The 18,953-nt window shown below is 57.0% G+C and carries 19 protein-coding genes; 7 read left to right on the top strand and 12 right to left on the bottom strand.

The features are described 5' to 3' along the window. Complete coding sequence (locus H7R56_RS08610) at positions 1-1,344, top strand: NCS2 family permease (RefSeq protein ID WP_106929457.1); 1,344 nt, start codon at positions 1-3, stop codon at positions 1,342-1,344. Positions 1,345-1,526: 182 nt separating this feature from the next. Then, the gene (gene speG, locus H7R56_RS08605) at positions 1,527-2,084 is read left to right on the top strand and encodes a spermidine N1-acetyltransferase (protein WP_106929455.1); all 558 of its coding nucleotides are present in this window, start codon (positions 1,527-1,529) and stop codon (positions 2,082-2,084) included. Positions 2,085-2,200: 116 nt separating this feature from the next. On the opposite strand, the gene H7R56_RS08600 is transcribed toward speG, so the two are convergent. After that, positions 2,201-3,106, bottom strand: a complete 906-nt coding sequence (locus H7R56_RS08600; RefSeq protein ID WP_106929453.1) for a LysR family transcriptional regulator — start codon at positions 3,104-3,106, stop codon at positions 2,201-2,203. Positions 3,107-3,263: 157 nt separating this feature from the next. On the opposite strand from H7R56_RS08600, the gene H7R56_RS08595 reads away from it, so the two are divergent. Then, positions 3,264-3,581 carry an RcnB family protein gene (locus tag H7R56_RS08595; RefSeq protein ID WP_106929451.1) on the top strand — a complete coding sequence of 106 codons (318 nt, stop codon included), beginning with the start codon at positions 3,264-3,266 and terminating at the stop codon, positions 3,579-3,581. A gap of 42 nt (positions 3,582-3,623) precedes the next feature. On the opposite strand, the gene H7R56_RS08590 is transcribed toward H7R56_RS08595, so the two are convergent. Then, the gene (locus H7R56_RS08590; RefSeq protein WP_106929449.1) at positions 3,624-3,950 is read right to left on the bottom strand and encodes a hypothetical protein; all 327 of its coding nucleotides are present in this window, start codon (positions 3,948-3,950) and stop codon (positions 3,624-3,626) included. Positions 3,951-4,236: 286 nt separating this feature from the next. Beyond that, entirely contained in the window at positions 4,237-5,346 is a 1,110-nt protein-coding gene (gene apbC, locus H7R56_RS08585) for an iron-sulfur cluster carrier protein ApbC (RefSeq protein ID WP_106929447.1), read from the bottom strand. A 137-nt stretch (positions 5,347-5,483) separates the two neighbouring features. Here apbC and metG point away from each other — a divergent pair, with 137 nt between their 5' ends. Beyond that, complete coding sequence (gene metG, locus H7R56_RS08580) at positions 5,484-7,517, top strand: methionine--tRNA ligase (protein ID WP_106929445.1); 2,034 nt, start codon at positions 5,484-5,486, stop codon at positions 7,515-7,517. Between the two features lie 181 nt (positions 7,518-7,698). Beyond that, entirely contained in the window at positions 7,699-8,112 is a 414-nt protein-coding gene (locus tag H7R56_RS08575) for a DUF1307 domain-containing protein (protein WP_181358033.1), read from the top strand. Positions 8,113-8,255: 143 nt separating this feature from the next. On the opposite strand, the gene H7R56_RS08570 is transcribed toward H7R56_RS08575, so the two are convergent. From H7R56_RS08570 to H7R56_RS08560, 3 genes are read right to left on the bottom strand one after another with little or no spacing between them, the layout of a single operon-like run. Further along, positions 8,256-8,726: a YehS family protein gene (locus H7R56_RS08570; protein ID WP_106929442.1), complete on the bottom strand. Its 471-nt coding sequence runs from the start codon at positions 8,724-8,726 to the stop codon at positions 8,256-8,258. Between the two features lie 51 nt (positions 8,727-8,777). Continuing rightward, positions 8,778-9,497: a two-component system response regulator BtsR gene (btsR, locus tag H7R56_RS08565; RefSeq protein WP_106929440.1), complete on the bottom strand. Its 720-nt coding sequence runs from the start codon at positions 9,495-9,497 to the stop codon at positions 8,778-8,780. Beyond that, the gene (locus H7R56_RS08560; protein WP_106929438.1) at positions 9,494-11,179 is read right to left on the bottom strand and encodes a sensor histidine kinase; all 1,686 of its coding nucleotides are present in this window, start codon (positions 11,177-11,179) and stop codon (positions 9,494-9,496) included. The genes btsR and H7R56_RS08560 overlap by 4 nt, the downstream gene beginning before the upstream one ends. Before the next feature lie 210 nt (positions 11,180-11,389). Here H7R56_RS08560 and H7R56_RS08555 point away from each other — a divergent pair, with 210 nt between their 5' ends. Continuing rightward, complete coding sequence (locus H7R56_RS08555; RefSeq protein ID WP_106929436.1) at positions 11,390-12,109, top strand: MerR family transcriptional regulator; 720 nt, start codon at positions 11,390-11,392, stop codon at positions 12,107-12,109. Positions 12,110-12,168: 59 nt separating this feature from the next. Next, complete coding sequence (locus tag H7R56_RS08550) at positions 12,169-12,282, top strand: protein YohO (RefSeq protein ID WP_074398756.1); 114 nt, start codon at positions 12,169-12,171, stop codon at positions 12,280-12,282. On the opposite strand, the gene H7R56_RS08545 is transcribed toward H7R56_RS08550, so the two are convergent. The 6 genes from H7R56_RS08545 to H7R56_RS08520 form a co-directional block, all read right to left on the bottom strand. Next, positions 12,257-12,994: an ABC transporter permease gene (locus tag H7R56_RS08545; RefSeq protein WP_106929434.1), complete on the bottom strand. Its 738-nt coding sequence runs from the start codon at positions 12,992-12,994 to the stop codon at positions 12,257-12,259. The two genes, H7R56_RS08550 and H7R56_RS08545, sit on opposite strands and share 26 nt — an antisense overlap. Next, positions 12,978-13,925, bottom strand: coding sequence for an ABC transporter ATP-binding protein (locus H7R56_RS08540; RefSeq protein WP_106929432.1), 948 nt, complete (start codon positions 13,923-13,925; stop codon positions 12,978-12,980). The genes H7R56_RS08545 and H7R56_RS08540 overlap by 17 nt, the downstream gene beginning before the upstream one ends. Further along, entirely contained in the window at positions 13,918-15,072 is a 1,155-nt protein-coding gene (locus tag H7R56_RS08535) for an ABC transporter permease (RefSeq protein ID WP_106929430.1), read from the bottom strand. Before H7R56_RS08535 ends, H7R56_RS08540 begins: the two co-directional genes overlap by 8 nt. Before the next feature lie 12 nt (positions 15,073-15,084). Continuing rightward, positions 15,085-15,996 (bottom strand): glycine betaine ABC transporter substrate-binding protein OsmF, encoded by a 912-nt coding sequence (locus H7R56_RS08530; RefSeq protein WP_182928577.1) that lies wholly within the window; start codon positions 15,994-15,996, stop codon positions 15,085-15,087. Positions 15,997-16,064: 68 nt separating this feature from the next. Then, positions 16,065-17,300, bottom strand: coding sequence for an MFS transporter (locus tag H7R56_RS08525; protein ID WP_106929426.1), 1,236 nt, complete (start codon positions 17,298-17,300; stop codon positions 16,065-16,067). 83 nt (positions 17,301-17,383) lie between these two features. After that, positions 17,384-18,946 carry an MFS transporter gene (locus H7R56_RS08520; RefSeq protein WP_106929424.1) on the bottom strand — a complete coding sequence of 521 codons (1,563 nt, stop codon included), beginning with the start codon at positions 18,944-18,946 and terminating at the stop codon, positions 17,384-17,386. Between the last annotated feature and the right edge of the window lie 7 nt (positions 18,947-18,953).

Genomic DNA, 18,953 nt, shown 5'->3' with positions numbered 1-18,953 from the left:
ATGGCCGATAATACCCTTCAATCGCCAACCGCAAGCAGTTGGCTGGAGCGACGCTTTGCGTTGCATTCCCGCGGCAGTTCGCTGCGTACTGAGTGCCTGGCGGGCATCACCGGTTTTCTCGCCGCCTCCTATCTTCTGGTCGTGATTCCTGGCCTGCTGGCCGTGGGCGGTATGGATAAAGGCGCCGCGACTACCGGCACCATTCTGGTCTTCGTTGGCGGTACGCTGCTGATGGCATTTTACGCCAACCTACCGTTTATCGTTGGGCCGGGCATCGGGGGATCGGTGCTGGTCGGCGTCACGCTGGCGGGCAGCGAAGGCATTGGCTGGCAGATTGGCCTCGGCATTGCCTGCTGGTCGGGTATTCTCTTCTTTCTGCTCACCAAATTCGGCCTGCGTGAAGTGGTCACCCGTTCGGTGCCGCAGTCAATAAAACTGGGGCTCACCGCGTCAATCGGTCTGTTTGTGGCGGTGCTCGGCTTCCGTAACGCCGGGCTAGTGCTGGCAAATGCCAAAACTAACTCGCTGATGCTGGGCGATTTTATGGCACCGGGTGCCCTGGTGGCGCTGTGCGGCCTGTTTCTGGCTATTGCACTCCAGGCGCGACGCATTCCTGGCGCGATTTTATGGGCAATTCTGTTCGCCACCCTGGTGGGTATCCCGGTAGGCGTAACGCGCCTGCCAACCCACTTTATCGATATGCCGCACTCGCTGGCACCGGTGCTCGGTCACGTCGATATGCTGGGCGCGCTGAATATTGCGTTCCTGCCGTTCCTGTTCGTTTTCTTCGCCTCGGAATTCTTCTCCACCATGGGCACCACCCTTGCGGTAGGCGGCGAAGCCGGGCTGCTGGATGAAGAAGGCAATATGCCGCATATTAACCGCCCGTTTATGGTTGACTCCATTGCGGCCGCCATCGGCCCGTGGCTTGGCATTCCGGCGGCTACCGCGCTGATTGAATCCTCCGCTGCCGCCGAAGCGGGCGGAAAAACCGGGCTGACGGCGCTGTCGGCTGCAGTGATGTTCCTGCTGATGCTGCTGTTCACTCCGGTGGCGTTGATGATCCCGAAAGAAGCCACCGCGCCAGCGTTGATTCTGATTGGCCTGAACATGTTCAGCGGCCTGCGTAAGGTTGATCTGGCGAACTTCACCGACGGGCTGCCGGTGCTGATGATGGTGATGATCACGCTGATTGCCAACAGCTTTGGTACCGGCATCGCCGGTGGGCTGCTGTTCTATATCGTGATTAAAGCGATTGCCGGTAAATGGCGTGAAATCCCGGTGGGCCTGTGGATTCTGGCAATACCGCTGGTGTACTACTTTGCGACGCTGGTGAAGCACTAGTCTATTGCCCCCATCAGGCGAGCGTGACACGCACGCCTGATGGGGAGCACAGATATCACGAAAATAAGGCCACGCCTCCGCTGATTTGGGTCACTGAATTGATTGTAATTTTTTTCAAATCTTGATGACGCCCACCGCAAGCAGATAATATATTTTCAGTTTACAAAGAGGCTGAAAATATTATGCCAGAACAATCAGACATTAAACTAAGACCCCTTGAACGCGAAGATTTGCGCTTTGTCCACCAACTTGATAATAACGCCAGCGTAATGCGCTACTGGTTCGAAGAACCCTATGAAGCCTTTGTTGAGCTAAGCGATCTTTACGATAAACACATCCACGATCAGAGCGAGCGTCGTTTTGTTATTTCGTTTAATGGTAATAATGCGGGCCTGGTAGAGCTGGTTGAAATAAACCATATTCATCGACGCGCCGAGTTTCAAATTATCATTTCACCGGAATATCAGGGCAAAGGCCTGGCAACCCGCGCCGCTAAGCTGGCAATGGACTACGGCTTTACCGTCCTGAACCTCTATAAGCTCTACCTGATTGTGGATAAAGAGAATGCTAAAGCCATTCATATTTATCGTAAGCTTGGTTTTATCCAGGAAGGCGAGTTAATACATGAATTTTTCGTTAACGGTGAGTACCGCAACACGATACGTATGTGTATTTTCCAGCATCAATATTTAGAAAAGAATAAATCAACGGGCGGATTGCTGAAACCAACGGCGCAATGATAGCGAGTATCCTGGCACCGTATCGTTGATCTCAACGACCCGCACCGTCGCGGCTGGCGGCGCGGGCTCATCGGACGATGATTACCGTAGCGCAACGGCGGGTAACCCCGCCGCCCTTACACCGCGTTCAGCGTATCAACGCAGCGCGCTTTCACCTCTTCATAAAGCAACCTCACCGCAGCTGAGAGCTGTTTGCGATGCGGGCAGATCATATTCAGCGGTACCCGATCGCCCAGATATTCCGGCAGCAGCACCTGCAAACGCCCGGCCTGCAGATCGTCTTTTACGTCCAGCGCCGATTTAAACGCAACGCCCTCGCCGGCCACCGCCAGACGGCGGATCACTTCGGCGTCATCGCTGGTAATATTTCCGCACACCTGCACGCTGTGCTCTACGCCATCGCGGTGGAGCGGCCATCGGTCGAACGGTCGCCCGCGCAGCACGTAGGTTAACGCATTGCATTTTTCGAGATCGGCCAGCGTTTTTGGCTCGCCGTGACGGGCAATCCACGCGGGAGAGGCCACCAGCACGCGACGGTTATCGGGCGCAACCGGCAGTGAAACAAACGACGCATCATCGTTGTCGCCGTAGCGGAACGCAATATCCACCGGGTCTTTAAAAACGTCGGTCAGGTGATCGGAAAACAGAATGCGCAGCCGCAGCGCCGGATGACGGGTGCGGAACTGGCGAAAGACCTCCAGCAGCAGATTACGTCCAAGATCGGACGGCACGGCAATTTGCAGCGTGCCGCTGACTTCATCGTTTGGCGTCGTGAGCTGCTGAAGCCCGTTTTGCAGCGCATCGAGCATTTGCAGCGCGTACGGCAGCCAGGTTTCGCCTTCCACCGTCAGGCGCAGGCTACGGGTGGAGCGGGCAAACAGGCGCGTGTTGAGCGCCGTTTCCAGACGCTTAATCGCCGAACTCACCTGCGCCGGTGGGATACCGGCTTCGCGCGCGGCGTCGCTAAAGCTGCTCAGCGCCGCCGCGCGAACGAATAATGATAAATCTTCCAGCCTGAACATGGCGGTTCCTCAAAAATTGGGCGGCCAGGATAAACCTCAAAACGAACATCACCGCGGTTTGCTTACATTTTTTAAGAAAGCAGCGCTTGCCATTCGGCCCACGCATCAGGAATCATACGGAGCTGCAATTTTATATCCAGGATAATGTGGGGATAGTATGCGTAAAACAAAAATGATGCTTCTGGGCGTGCTGCTGGCAACGGCGAGCGCGGCATGGGCGGCACCGGCCACCGGCATCAAACAGTATGAATTAAAAGAGTTCACCGCAGATTTCACGCAATTTAAAATTGGCGACAACGCCCCTGCGATGTATCTCACGCCAGAGTACAACATCAAGCAGTGGCAGTTGCGTAATCTGCCCGCGCCGGATGCCGGCACGCGCTGGACGTACATGGGCGGCAACTATGTTCAGATCGGCGAAACGGACGGCAAAATCAGCAAAATTTTCGACGGCGAGATTTTCTATCACCGCTAAGCAAAAGCCAGCGGGTATTTCACCGCTGGCCCTTCCCTTACGCTAGCAATAATGTACGCCGTGCGGTGCCATATTATTCATCGTGTTTTCCACTGCCAGCTTTTCATATAACAGCAATATTCCCAGCATTAAATCGCCGCCGCTGCGTAACAGATCGTCCGGCGCAATAGAACGGTTTTCACTGGCAAGCTCTTCCAGGTGATCGACCATGTCACGGTATTCAGCGTAAATATTGATAGGCAGCGCGCCGTCGGCAATGTGTTCGCGGCAGTAGCGGAGCGCATCGGCAGATTTTTCAGGCAGCGTGCGGTTTTGCATCAGCAACACCAGCAGCTCACGAAGCGTTATCATCAGCATATTATTATCCATATCGCTCTCCATTATTGAATCAATAATTATCACGAATAGTCGCCAGCTCTATTTATTTATACCTCTCGTTGGGTAATAAAAGATAACCTCCCATAGCGCATGCGAAAAAACAATGTTATTAAATTGTTTACTTGATTAACATCAAGATAACGCAGCGAGCTGAATCCACGGGAAAAATAACATATAAAAAGTGAATTAAATGAAGGGGGATAATAAATAAGGCTGTGCTGAAAAGAGGCTTCATAATATCGTGCGGCAGCGGACCGCCGCACGGGAATATCAGTGCTTACACTGCGCGGAAGGCAATTTCGCTCGGGATCACTTCACCCTGCCAGTAAAGCTGCGCCGCAACGCGCCCCGCCAGCTGACGATAGATTTCGGTGAACTCGCTGTCCGGACGCGCGACGACCGTTGGCGTGCCGTTATCGAGGTCTTCACGCAGGTTGATGTGCAGCGGCATCTGGCCAAGCAGCTGAGTATGGTATTTCTCTGCCAGCTTCTCGGCGCCGCCGGTACCAAAGATAGGCTCGTGGTGACCACAGTTGCTGCAAATATGCATGCTCATGTTTTCCACGATGCCCAGCACCGGCACTTCCACCTTCTCAAACATGACGATGCCTTTTTTAGCATCGATCAGCGCGATGTCCTGCGGCGTGGTGACCACAACGGCCCCGGTCACCGGAATGTTCTGCGCCAGCGTCAGCTGGATGTCGCCGGTGCCCGGCGGCATATCGAGCACAAGATAGTCGAGATCCGGCCACATGGTCTCTTGCAGCATCTGCATCAGCGCCTTGCTGGCCATCGGGCCGCGCCACACCATGGCGTTGTCGTCAGTGACCAGATAACCAATGGAGTTGGTGGCCAGGCCATGGGCCATAATCGGCGCCATGTGGGTGCCGTCCGGCGAAGTCGGACGCTGGTTTTCCGCGCCCAGCATGTTCGGGATAGACGGGCCGTAGATGTCGGCATCGAGGATGCCCACTTTCGCCCCTTCCGCGGCCAGCGCCAGCGCCAGGTTCACGGCAGTGGACGATTTTCCCACCCCGCCTTTGCCCGAGCTGACGGCAATAATGTTTTTCACGCCGTTAACGCCCGGCTGATTTTTCACGCGCTTCAGCGTGGCGATGCTGTGCGACAGCTTCCAGTCGATGGCTTTCGCCCCGGTCACCCGCAGCAGTTCAGCGCTGGTCTGCTCTTTTAATTCTTCAAAAGCGCTGTGCCAGACAAACGGCATCTGCAGTTCAATGTGCACGGTGTCGTCAAGCCAGGCGACGTGGTGCAGCGCTTTCAGCGTCGTTAAGTTGTGCTTCAGGGTGGGGTGCTGGAAGTTTGCCAGCGTGCCGGCCACCATGGCACGTAGACGTTCAGGTGATTTGGCCTGGGATTCTGAGTTCATCCCGACTCCTTTGTTGTTTTAACATGCTTTCAGTACGCCTAAGTCTACCACAGGTACGGTCAAGCATGTATGGCGCCTCCCCTACCCTTTTGGTAATATCAAAACCCCTTTTTACAACTGAAGAAGTAAAATCCACTATGACTCAAGTCGCGAAGAAAATTCTGGTAACGTGCGCGCTGCCGTACGCCAACGGCTCAATCCACCTCGGCCATATGCTGGAGCACATCCAGGCTGATGTCTGGGTCCGTTACCAGCGAATGCGCGGCCACGAGGTTAACTTCATCTGCGCGGACGACGCCCACGGCACGCCGATCATGCTGAAAGCCCAGCAGTTAGGCATTACGCCGGAGCAGATGATTGCCGAAATGAGTCAGGAGCATCAGACTGATTTTGCAGGCTTTAACATCAGCTACGACAACTACCACTCGACGCACAGCGACGAGAACCGCGAGCTGTCCGAGCTGATTTACGGCCGCCTGAAAGAGAACGGTTTTATTAAAAACCGCACCATCTCTCAGCTGTACGATCCGGAAAAAGGCATGTTCCTGCCGGACCGTTTCGTCAAAGGCACCTGCCCGAAATGTAAATCACCGGATCAATACGGCGATAACTGCGAAGTATGCGGCGCGACCTACAGCCCGACCGAGCTTATCGAGCCGAAATCCGTCGTCTCTGGCGCGACCCCGGTGATGCGCGAGTCTGAGCACTTCTTCTTTGACCTGCCGTCCTTCAGCGAAATGCTGCAGGCATGGACCCGCAGCGGCGCGCTGCAGGAGCAGGTGGCGAACAAAATGCAGGAATGGTTTGAATCCGGCCTGCAGCAGTGGGATATCTCCCGCGATGCGCCGTACTTCGGTTTTGAAATCCCGAACGCGCCGGGCAAATATTTCTACGTCTGGCTGGACGCGCCGATTGGCTACATGGGCTCCTTCAAGAACCTGTGCGACAAACGCGGCGACACCACCAGCTTCGATGAATACTGGAAGAAAGACTCTACCGCCGAGCTGTATCACTTTATCGGCAAAGATATCGTCTACTTCCACAGCCTGTTCTGGCCTGCCATGCTGGAAGGCAGCAACTTCCGTAAGCCGACCAACCTGTTCGTGCACGGCTACGTGACGGTGAACGGCGCGAAGATGTCCAAGTCTCGCGGCACCTTTATTAAAGCCAGCACCTGGCTCAAACACTTCGATGCCGACAGCCTGCGCTACTACTACACCGCGAAGCTCTCTTCCCGCATCGACGACATCGACCTGAACCTGGAAGATTTCATCCAGCGCGTCAACGCCGATATCGTGAACAAAGTGGTGAACCTGGCTTCCCGTAACGCTGGCTTTATCGCTAAGCGTTTCGACGGCGTGCTGTCCGCTGAACTGGCTGACCCAGAGCTGTACAAAACCTTCACCGACGCGGCAACCAGCATTGGCGAAGCGTGGGACAGCCGTGAATTCGGTAAAGCGATTCGTGAAATCATGGCGCTGGCCGACGTCGCTAACCGCTACGTTGACGAGCAGGCACCGTGGGTTGTCGCTAAACAGGAAGGCCGCGATGCCGACCTGCAGGCTATCTGTACCATGGGCCTGAATATGTTCCGCGTGCTGATGACCTGGCTGAAGCCGGTGCTGCCGGAGCTGGCCGCGCGTACCGAAGCGTTCCTTAACACCGAGCTGAGCTGGGATGCGATCAACGCGCCGCTGGTGGGTCATAAGATCAACACCTTCAAAGCGCTGTATAACCGTATTGAAATGAAACAGGTGGAAGCGCTGGTGGAAGCGTCTAAAGAAGAAGTGAAAGCAGCCGCAGCCCCGGCTACCGGCCCGCTGGCGGATGATCCAATCCAGGAAACCATCACCTTTGATGATTTCGCCAAAGTTGACCTGCGCGTGGCTCTGATTGAAAACGCCGAGTTCGTGGAAGGTTCCGACAAGCTGCTGCGCCTGACGCTGGATCTCGGCGGCGAGAAGCGTAACGTCTTCTCCGGCATCCGCTCTGCTTACCCGGACCCACAGCCGTTGATTGGCCGCCTGACCGTGATGGTGGCCAACCTGGCACCGCGTAAAATGCGCTTCGGCATCTCGGAAGGGATGGTGATGGCCGCAGGCCCTGGCGGCAAAGATATCTTCCTGTTAAGCCCGGATGACGGTGCGCAACCAGGCCAGCAGGTGAAATAAACTGCATAAAAAAACGCTGCTTCGGCAGCGTTTTTTATTTATGAATTCTGAAAAAATCCACCTTTATGCCTTTTTTGTTCCGCCCAAAATTACCGCAATGTAGTATCTGATATCTCTCAATTCCTCTATTACCGAACACAAAATGCGCACTAAAAATATAATACCGATGGTAACAGCCATCATGATGATACTGACCTGTCTGTGCGGGTGCGACAACGCCGAAAAAAAGAAGGTTTTTATAAACAAGATCAATAAGGTAGAAATAACCACCACATTTATTTATAAGGGAGATAAAGTACTCAAGCAGATATCAAAAAATAGAATGTATTATTCCGATACCCCGGGTAAGACGAAAGAAGCATTCGAAAAAGACATGAGCCCAATGCAGCAGGAATATCGAAAAATAAAAGGATTAGAGGACGCAATCGTGTATTTCGATACTTATGCTGAAGAGACCGTCACGATGAATATCGATGAGCTCGATTTTGATATGCTGAAGAAAGTAACGGGCATCAGCACAACGGGCACCAGGGGATTAAGCATGAAAAAGACGCAGGAGCAATTTGAAGCATCCGGATTCACAGAAGTAAAATAGGAGCGCGATCGGGTCTTTATGACAACGACCGCAGCACCCGCATTTGTAAAATCGCAGGCCGGATAAGGCACCGCCGCCATCCGGCAGCAACGTGCGCCGGAATGCCTGATGGCGCTTCGCTTCTCAGGCCTACGAAGGCGGCGTTATGATTTTACCGCGTGCTCGCGAATCGCCAGACCGCGCAGGAAATAGCGCAGGAACTGGTCGCCGCATTCGCGGAAGTTTTTGTGGTCAGGGGCGCGCATCATGGCGGTGATTTCCGGCATAGAGACGCGGAACTGCTGCTGAGTCAGGATAGCCAGAATATCGTCGGTTTTCAGCGCAAACGCGATACGCAGTTTCTTCAGCATGATGTTGTTGTTAATACGGCGTTCTACCGCCAGCGCCGGCGCAGACTCGTCGCGACCGCGCTTTTCGTAAATCAGGCCGTTCAGGAAGCACGACAGCATAATATCAGGGCACCGTACGAAGCCTTCTTCATCCTCTTTGCGCAGCCACGGCGTCAGCTGTTCAGCGGTGACTTCGGCTTCGCCCAGCGCGAAAATGCGCACCAGATCGTTGTTGTTCATTTTCAGGATGTAGCGGACGCTGCGTAAAATATCGTTACTGACCATAGTGCCTTCGACGGTGGTGATGAAAAAATTTGATGGCTGATTCTACACGAATTACAGCCCCAGCGCCTCTTTCAGGGTCTTTAAATAGCGCCGGCTCACCGGCACCGTCTGCCCGTTGCGCAGCAGCAGTTCGGCCTGGCCGTTGTCTTCCAGACGAATTTCCTTCAGATGCGCCATGTTCACCAGATGCTGGCGATGGCAGCGGATGAGCGGCGTTCGGCTCTCCAGCGTGCGTAGCGTCAGCTCGGTAAACCCTTCTTTTCCTTCGCCGCTGGTGACGTACACCCCGCTCATCCGACTGCTGACAAAGGCCACATCATCCATTTGCAGCAGATAAATGCGGCTATGCCCGGTGCAGGGAATAAACTTCAACGCCTGCTTGCTCTCGCCGAGCAGCGACACATCCTGCGCCGCGCGCTCCTGGCGCAGGCGAGCGAGCGTTTTCTCGAGTCGTTTTTCTTCGATGGGCTTGAGCAAATAGTCAAAGGCATGTTCTTCAAAGGCTTTTACCGCATATTCGTCAAAAGCGGTCAGAAACACGATATAAGGCCGGTGTTCCGGGTCGAGCATCCCAACCATCTCCAGCCCGCTGATGCGCGGCATCTGGATATCCAGGAACAGCACATCCGGGTGCAGCCGGTGTACCGCGCCGATGGCCTCAACCGCGTTGGCACATTCGCCGACAATCTCCAGATCCTGCTGGGTTTGCAGCAGCACGCGCAGGTTCTCCCGCGCCAGCGGTTCATCATCGACAATCAGCACTTTAATCATGCACTCTCCTCCAGAGGTAACCGCAGGGTAACACGGGTAAAACGGTCCGGCTCGCAGGCCACCGAAATGCCGCACTCGTCGCCAAAGCGCATTTTCAGCCGCTTATCAACCAGACTCATGCCCAGCCCGCTGGACTGTGCGTTGGGCAGATACAGCCCGGCATTATCTTCAATCTCCAGCACCAGATGCTGCCCCTGCTGGCTCGCGCGCAGGGTAATTTCCCCCACGTCCATCAGTTGCGAAGTCCCGTGCTTAATGGCGTTCTCGACGATCGGTTGCAGGGTGAAGGCCGGAAGCTGGTGGTGGGCCAGCGCATCAGGAATCGCCAGGTGCACCTGCAGCCGCGACTGAAAACGCGCTTTTTCAATTTGCAGGTAGGCGTTCACATGCTCAATCTCGTCGGCCAGGGTGACAATTTCCGACGGCCGTTTGAGGTTCTTGCGAAAAAAGGTCGACAGATACTGCACCAGTTGGCTGGCCTGTTCGCTGTCACGGCGAATCACCGCCTTCAGCGTATTCAGGGCGTTAAACAGAAAATGCGGATTGACCTGCGCGTGCAGCAGTTTAATTTCCGATTGTGTCAGCAGTGCTTTCTGCCGCTCGTACTGCCCGGCCAGAATCTGCGCCGACAGCAGTTGGGCAATGCCTTCGCCAAGGGTTCGGTTGATGGAGCTGAACAGCCGATTTTTGGCTTCATACAGCTTAATGGTGCCGATGACCCGCTGATTCTCGCCGCGCAGCGGGATCACCAGCGTCGAGCCAAGCTTACAGTTGGGGTGAATCGAGCAGCGGTACGGCACTTCGTTACCGTCGGCGTACACCACCTCGCCGGTTTCAATCGTTTTCTGCGTATAGCGCGAGGAAATCGGCTTGCCGGGCAGATGGTGATCTTCACCAATGCCGGTAAAGGCGAGCAGCTTTTCACGATCGGTGATCGCCACCGCACCGATATCCAGCTCCTGGATCAGCACCTGCGCCACCTTCATGCTGTTTTCTTCGTTAAACCCTTTACGCAAAATACCCTCGGTAGAGGCCGCCAGCTTCAGGGCGGTTGCGGAAAACGCCGACGTATATTTTTCAAACATCGCCCGTTTATCCAACAGGATGCGCATAAACAGCGCCGCGCCCACGGTATTCGTCACCATCATCGGGGCGGCGATACTTTGCACCAGGTGTAGCGCATCCTCAAACGGGCGCGCAATCAGCAGGATGATAAGCATCTGCACCAGCTCGGCCACCAGGGTAATCGCCCCCGCCGTTAACGGGCTGAAAACCTTATCCGGGCGGCCGCGACGAATGAGAAAACTGTGCACCAGCCCACCCAGCAGCCCCTCGACCATCGTCGAAATCATACAGCTGAGCGCCGTCATCCCGCCCATCGAATAGCGATGCAGACCGCCGGTCAACCCGACCAGCCCACCGACCACCGGGCCGCCGAGCAGGCCGCCCATGACCGCGCCAATGGCACGCGTGTTGGCGATAGAGTCTTCGATATGGAGGCCGAAATAGGTACCGAGAATACAAAAAATCGAGAACGTGACATAACACAGCAGCTTGTGCGGCAGGCGGACGGTGACCTGCATCAGGGGAATAAATAGCCGCGTTTTGCTCATCAGCCAGGCGATGACCAGGAAAACGCACATCTGCTGAAGCAGCAGCAACACCAGATTAAACTCGTACATACCCAAACACCACAGCTGAAATAAAACTGCGTAACATACACATACTCGGCATAACTTTCTTTGAAACCTGGCAAAAAAAGTGCAAAAAAAGCGACCGATCACATTTTATCCACTTTCCATCGCCGAAAAGTGAATAAAAAACGACCGCTGCAGGTCACGACGGCAAACCCCGTCTAAAGTTAAATGGGGGACCGCATGCCGGAGGACAAGATGGCGCTTTACACAATAGGCGAAGTGGCTCAGCTTTGTGATATCAACCCGGTTACGCTGCGCGCCTGGCAGCGACGCTACGCGCTCTTAAAGCCGCAGCGCACGGACGGCGGCCATCGCCTGTTTAACGACGACGATATCGACCGCATTCGCGAGATCCAGCGCTGGATTGAAACCGGCGTTCAGGTAAGCAAGGTGAAAAGTCTGCTCAGCGAACCGGCCGACGGCTGGCGAGAGCAGCAGGAGACGGCGCTGCGCGACCTGCGTAATGGCAATCTCCAGCACCTGCGTCAGTGGGTTAAGGATCTGCGTCGAAGCCACGGCGCCCGCACGCTGGTCGATAACCTCTTTACCCCACTGCGCCAGCGCCTGCAAAGCGCGCAATTAACGCTCCCCACCCTACTTGGCCTGCTCGACGGCGTGCTGATCAATGATATTGCGCTGAGCCTTGCTTCCGCGCGGCGAAAATCCGGGCCGCAGGCGCTGGTGGTGGGCTGGAATATCACCGACGTTACCCGACTGTGGCTGGAAGGCTGGGTTGCCTGTGAACAAGGCTGGCGCGTTGACGTGCTGGCGCACCCGCTGGCGCAGATCCAGCCTGAACTGTTCCCTGGACAGACGCTGTTAATCTGGTGCGGCGCAGCCCCCAGCGCCCATCAGCAGCAGCAGTTGGCGCGCTGGCAGGAAGACGGCGTGGCCTTCGCACTTCCTGCCAATTAATCGTTCGTTAACAGCTGCGCTTCGCGGTATAATCTTTTGGTTAACAAAAGGAGTACACAATGAAGTCAGCTAAATTTGCCGCGATCGTTCTTTTTGCCCTGATGGCTATCAGCGGTATCGGTGGCGTGATGCTCGCCGGCTATTCGTTTATTGTGCGCGGCGGTGTCGGCTGAGACGCAGACTTATCCGCTCAAAGACGCGGTCGACGATAATCGCCGCCAGCGCCACCAGCATTGCCCCCTGAATCACATAGGCCGTGTTAAACCCACTCAGGCCGATGATTATCGGTGTGCCTAACGTATTGGCCCCTACCGTTGATGCAATGGTTGCGGTACCGATATTGACGATAACCGAAGTTCGTATTCCCGCGACGATCACCGGTGCCGCCAACGGCAGTTCTACCTGACGCAGACGCTGACCGCCCGTCATCCCGATGCCTTCTGCGACGCGCAGTGCGCCAGCTGGCACGGCCGCCAGCCCGGCCAGCGTGCCTTGCAGAACCGGTAAAATACCGTAGAGCGTTAGCGCCACGATTGCCGGTTTCTCGCCAAATCCCATCACCGGTACCGCCAGCGCCAGCACGGCCACGGGGGGAAAGGTTTGCCCCATCGCCGCCAGCGTTTCCACCAGCGGGCGAAACTCACGACCGGCCGGTCGGGTCACCAGTATGCCGGCGCTGACGCCTACCCCAATCGCCATCAGACTGGAGAGCAGAACCAGTTCGCCATGCGCCAGCGTCAGCGCCATAAAACTGGCCTGCTGATAGAGCGGACGCGGCTGCTCGGGAAACAGCGAATGCAGCAGCGGCTCGCTGTACGGCAGACCGAGCAACAAACCGATAAACAGCACCATCAGCCACAGCAGGGGATCACGAAACGCGCGCATCGGCCGACTCCTCGCGCAAAAGATCGGCAAAATGCAGCGCGCCGTAAGACTCCCCCGCCGCATTACTGACCGGCAACACCGTACGCCGCTGGACCATAAAGCCCGACAGCGCATCGCGCAGCGAGAGCGAATCGGCAATCGCCTCTCCCTGCGCGCGTTCACCGTGGCGCACATAGTCTGCCACCTGGCGTAATGACAGCAGGCGGACGCCCAGTTCGCTGCGGCCAAAAAAGGTGCGTACAAACGCATTGCCCGGCGCGCCGAGCATCTGCAGCGGCGTCCCCTGCTGCACCACCTCGCCGCCATCCAGCAGGATCAGGTTATCCGCCAGGCGCAGCGCTTCATCAATATCGTGCGTGACCAGCACAATGGTGCGCCCAAACAGTTGGTGAATACGGCGCATCTCTTGCTGTAGGGCGCTGCGGGTGACCGGATCGAGCGCGCCGAATGGTTCATCCATCAGCAGCACGTCCGGATCGCCGGCCAGCGCCCGCGCGACGCCGACGCGCTGTTGTTGGCCGCCGGACAGCTGATGCGGATAGCGGGCTCGCAGCGCGACGTCGAGCCCGAGCAGCGCCATCAGTTCGTCGATACGCGCGTTTATCCTTGCCTGCGGCCATTTCAACAGCTGCGGAACGGTAGCGATGTTCTGCGCCACCGTCCAGTGCGGGAACAGGCCAATCGACTGAATGGCGTATCCCATGCGGCGGCGCAGCGCCAGCAGCGGCTGCTGACGGATGTCCTGACCGGCGAAACGGATCGTCCCGCTGTCCGGTTCGACCAGCCGGTTAATCATCTTCAGCAGCGTCGATTTCCCCGAACCCGAGGTACCAATCAGCACAGAGAACGCGCCTTCCTCCAGCCGCAGGGTCAGATCCTTCACGGCCGGATGCTCGCCGAACGTTTTATTTACCTGCGAAAATTCAATCACCGGCTTCTCCTTGTAGTAGAGTCGCCGCCAGGTTCAGCAGCGCGTCGATGACCACGGCCAGAGCGACGACCGGGATGACGCCCAGCAGCACCAGATCCAGCGCGCTACTGAGCAGCCCCTGGAACACCAGCGCACCGAAACCGCCCGCACCGATCAGCGCCGCCACTACCGCCATCCCCACCGTTTGTACCACGACCACCCGCAGGCTGCGCAATAGCACCGGCAGCGCCAGCGGCAACTGCACACGCAGGAAGGTTTGCCCGCGGCTCATCCCCATCGCGGCGGCGCTTTCCAGCACCTGCGGCGAGACCTGCTGCATCCCAGCCACCACGCCACGCACCAGCGGCAGCAGCGCATACAGCACCAACGCAATCAGCGCAGGCGTGAGCCCGGTGCCCGCGATACCCAGCGTCGCCAGCCACGGGAAACGCTGCACCAATCCGGCCAGCGGCGCGATCAGCACGCCAAACAGCGCCACGGAGGGAATGGTTTGAATGATATTGAGTAGCGTGAAGACGCCAGACTGCCGACGCGGGTTCCGCCAGCACATCAGGCCCAACGGCACGCCAATCAGCAGCGCGGGCAACAGCGTGCCCCACAACAGCGTGAGGTGCTGGTATAGCGCATCGTTAAAGGTTTCCCGGCGGTTGGCGTATTCTTTCAGCAGCGACAGCCCGTCCAGCGCCCCGCTCCACAACAGCCAGCACGGCAGCAGCCACAGCTGTACATTCAGCAGCCAGCGCCACGGCACGCGGGGCGTCAGGCGACGAATAGCTTCGCTGCAGATGAGCAATATCAGCAATAGCCCTAACCACAGCCCGCTGCCCGGCGAAGTCCGCGCCAGCGCGCCGCCATTTTGCGCCAGACGCTCGGCCGCTGCCCCCGCCGTCCACAGCAGCAGCGTAAAGCAGGCCTGCCCCAGCAACAGAATCAACAGGCTGGAAAGACGTCCGGGAAGCCAGCAGAGGACCCAGAAAGCCAGCGGTACCGCCAGCAGGAACAGCGGCGAGAATGACCAGATTTGCCACAGCCACAGGCCGTTGCCCGACACCAGCCGGTTCGGGGCAAAATTGGCAAACGGCAGCGCGGCGGCGGCCAGCAGCATCAGCGTCAGCAGCGCCACCACGCGATGAGAACAACGAGACATGAGAATAACCGGTTACTTCACCCAGCCTTTTTCCTTCAGATAGCCTGCCGCAACGCTTTTGGCATCCAGCCCTTCTACCGCAATTTTCGCATTCAGCGTTTGCAGGGTTTTCTCATCCAGGCTGGCAAACACCGGCTGAAGCCATTTCGCCATATCCGGGTTGGCTTTGAGTACCGCCTCACGTACCACCGGCGTAGGCGCGTAGATCGGCTGCACGCCTTTCGGATCGCTGAGCGTTTGTAGCCCCAGCGCCGCCACCGGGCCGTCGGTACCGTAGGCCATCGCCGCGTTAACGCCGGAGGTTTGCTGAGCAGCCGCTTTGAGGGTTACCGCCGTATCGCCGCCCGCCAGCGACAGCAGCTGATTCTGATTCAGCTTAAAATCATAGGCTTTTTCAAACGCGGGCAGCGCGTCCGGACGCTCGATAAACTCCGCCGAGGCTGCCAGCTTGAAGCTGCCTCCCGCCTTCAGGTAGCGGCTCAGGTCGGCCAGTGAGGTGAGCTTATTTTTGTCCGCCACGTCCTGGCGAACGGCCAGGGTCCAGGTGTTATTCGCGGGGGCCGGCGTCAGCCAGATAAGATGGTTTTTCTCGGCGTCGAGCATTTTCACCTTCTCGTACCCGGCCTGGGCATTTTTCCATGCCGGGTCGTTTTCATCTTTGAAGAAGAAAGCGCCGTTGCCGGTGTATTCCGGGTAGATATCCAGCTCGCCGGAGGTTACCGCTCCCCGCACGGCCGGCGTGGTGCCGAGCTGAATTTTATTCACGGTTTTGACGCCGTGGCTTTCCAGGACCTGCAAAATTAAGTTGCCCAGCAGCGCGCCTTCGGTATCAATTTTTGACCCGACCTTCACCGGCTCGGCGGCCAGTGACGGCAGACTTACCGCCGCCAGCAGCGCCAGCGTCCATCCCCTTGCAATCGTCATACGCGTTCCTCTTATTTGCGCTCAATTAACAGGCGCTTAAGCAAAAAGCGTAGACGAAAATAGAACATTCAGCCCTGTTCCGGCATTTTTAACGGCAGGGTGAGTAAGCTGGCGGCAAAATACAGCAGCGCAATCACCCATAGCGTTCCTTCCACACCGAGCGGGTTAACGCACAACGTAACAATAAGCGGGCCGACAAAATTGCTGAGGCCGGATCCAAGATTCAGGCAGGAAATAGCCGCGCCCTTATTTTCCGGCAACAGTGATGGAATCAGTGCGCTGAGGGGGCCAAATGCGCCCAGACCGATAGCGTAAATCGCCAGCGCGACGATCAACGCCGCGCTGCTGTGGCCAAACAGCACCGGCGCGTAGCACACCGCCAGCGCCGCCAGCCCGCATAGCGTACCGGCAAACCACACCACCGTGTTACGCCAGCCGATGGTATCGCCCAGCCAGCCGAAGAAGTAGTTAGCGAAGATGTTTACCACGTTGACCAGGCCCCAGATGGTCAGCCACTCTTCAATGCTAAAGCCAAAGCGTGGCAGATATACCGGCATCAGGATCACCAGCGAAAATTTGCCAATATCGTTGATGGTTTTTACGACCACTGCGAGGCGCATTTTCGGTTCGCGCGCCAGCACCACGATACCTTCCACCAGCGCCTGTCCCACCGCCTGTCCTTGCTGCCACTGGGGCTTGTCACGGTTGAGGATCAGCGCGCAGCCGCAGCCTGCCAGCACGAAAACAAAGCCTGACAGCAGCGTGGTGGTCTCGCCTAATCGGGGGATCATAAAGCCGGAAAACCACGGCCCGACGATGGTCATACCAACGCCAAAGGCTATCCAGAACCAGGAAACGGCGCGCCCGAGAATACGGCTTTCGCAGCGCTGGTTAATCCACACCAGAAACGAATAAGCAAACAGCGGATAGGCCATTCCGCGCACCGCGTAGCTCACCATCATCAGCGGGTAGTTGCCGTCGGGCAGTGCGACGAAAATAAACGGCAGCGAGCCCACGAAATAAAGCAGCGTTGCCAGCCACATCAGACGGCGTACGCCCAGCACGCCTGCGCCAATGCCGGAAAACCAGGAGACGGCCGCCACGCACAGGCCAAAAACGGAAGACAGCAGGCTGATGTGCACCGCATCAAGACCGCGCTGCTGTAGCAACGATGCCAGCCAGCTCTGTTCGATAGTGGCTCCGGTGATAAACAGGAAAACGCCGACGAACCCCCATACCAGCTCGCGCGGCAGACCCAGGCGCGCCCAGACTCCCTGTTGAATATATAAACTTTGATCGGTCATGTCCGTTACCCAAAAAAACGTCCCGGCCGAAGCCGGGCAAGCCCTCTTATTTTCCCCAGCGGTGCCGCACCGCCGGGGCGCGGTTATGCGTTTTTCAACTGCGCGGATTGCTGCTGTTTCTCCCGCAGCAGGCTGCGGTTAACGTGGCCCACGGTGTTATCACCCCAGCAGTGGTCATACGGCATCCCGGTCAGGCTTTCGATGACCGCTTTGGTCTCTGCGGTGACGGTCGCTTTGCTGCCGCCCTGTTTCAGGCGCGCCACTTCCTCGTTCAACACCGCATGGGTGCGGCTGTTGACCTTAAACTGGAAGGCGGACCAGATGCCCCACAGCGTCAGCGCGACCGGCAGAATAATCATGATGCCGAGGATCATGTTGATTGCCGACTGCGGCTGACTGCTGTGGCCGGTAATAAAGCCGGACATTTGCAGCGCCACGCCCACCAGGAAAATGGACAGCGCCTGTGACGCTTTACGCAGCAGGCTCATAAAGCCCGCGAAGATACCTTCACGACGGTTACAGGTCAGAATTTCATCCACGTCGGCAACGAAGGTGTAGTTGTTCCATGGAATGGAATAGATACCGCCGCGCGCCAGACCGGCTACGCCCGCCGCCAGATACAGCAGCGCCATACTGGTGGAGCCGTAGAGGTAGGTCACGGCGAACAGTACAAAGGCCACCAGCGCCATCAGCGCCTGGGTGGCGAACGCGCGGGACGGCGAATAGCGCAGCGTCAGCCAGGTTGCGACGCCCACGCCAAAGAATTGCAGGCCGTTGATGACGCTCAGCAGGTTACTGGCCACCACCGACGAGGTTGCCAGAGCAAAGACCACGAAGTAGGTAAAGACCGAGTTGAAAATATCCTGCGCGACCGAGCCGCCCAGGTACATCCCCAGATGCGAACGGAAGGTTTTAATCTTCAGCGTAGAAACAAAGTCGTAATAGATATCGAACAGGCGTTTACCCAGCGGCTGCTTCTCTTCGCTGGCGACGCTGCGTTCGCTCTGCTCGATTTCCTCAAGAGAACGCTCCCAGGTGCCGAAGTACACGAAGAACAGCACCACCATAAAGGCAACGGTGAAAATCGCCCCGGCGTAGAAGAACGAGATAGCGGAGTCAGAGCCGAAGTACGCCAGCAGACGCCCCGGCAGGAACGCAGCGGTAAAGCCGGCGAACTGGGCGATATACATACGCGCGCTGGTCAGCTTCGAACGTTTGGTGAAATCGTTGGTCATCTCCGCCGACAGCGTGTCGTAAGGGATTAAAATCATCGAGTAGACAATTTCGAACAGAATATAGACCAGCAGGTACATCCAGTAGTTGAATCCCTGCACCCACAGCAGGCTATAAACCGCGACCAGCGGAATACTCAACAGCAGAAAGAAGCGGCGACGGCCAAAGCGGCGACCGAGGCGCGTTTTATGGAAGTTATCGGAAATATACCCCATGCATGGGCACATGATGACGTCAACAATACGCGCCACCGCAAACAGCGAGCCAGCTTCAATCGGCGTCAGGCCGCAGAAGGTGGTCAGGAAGAACAGCAGCCAGGCGCTCACCAGCGTAAACGCGCCCGAGCCGATAACATCCGCAAGGCCATAGCAGATGTAGTTGTGGAGTTTTATCTCCCGCACTTTTTTTATCATTTTCCAT

Source organism: Klebsiella sp. WP3-W18-ESBL-02 (assembly GCF_014168815.1).
Taxonomy (GTDB): Bacteria; Pseudomonadota; Gammaproteobacteria; order Enterobacterales; family Enterobacteriaceae; genus Kluyvera; species Kluyvera ascorbata_B.
Note: the sequence above shows the minus strand (reverse complement) of the source record. Positions and strands in the feature narration are given on the sequence as shown.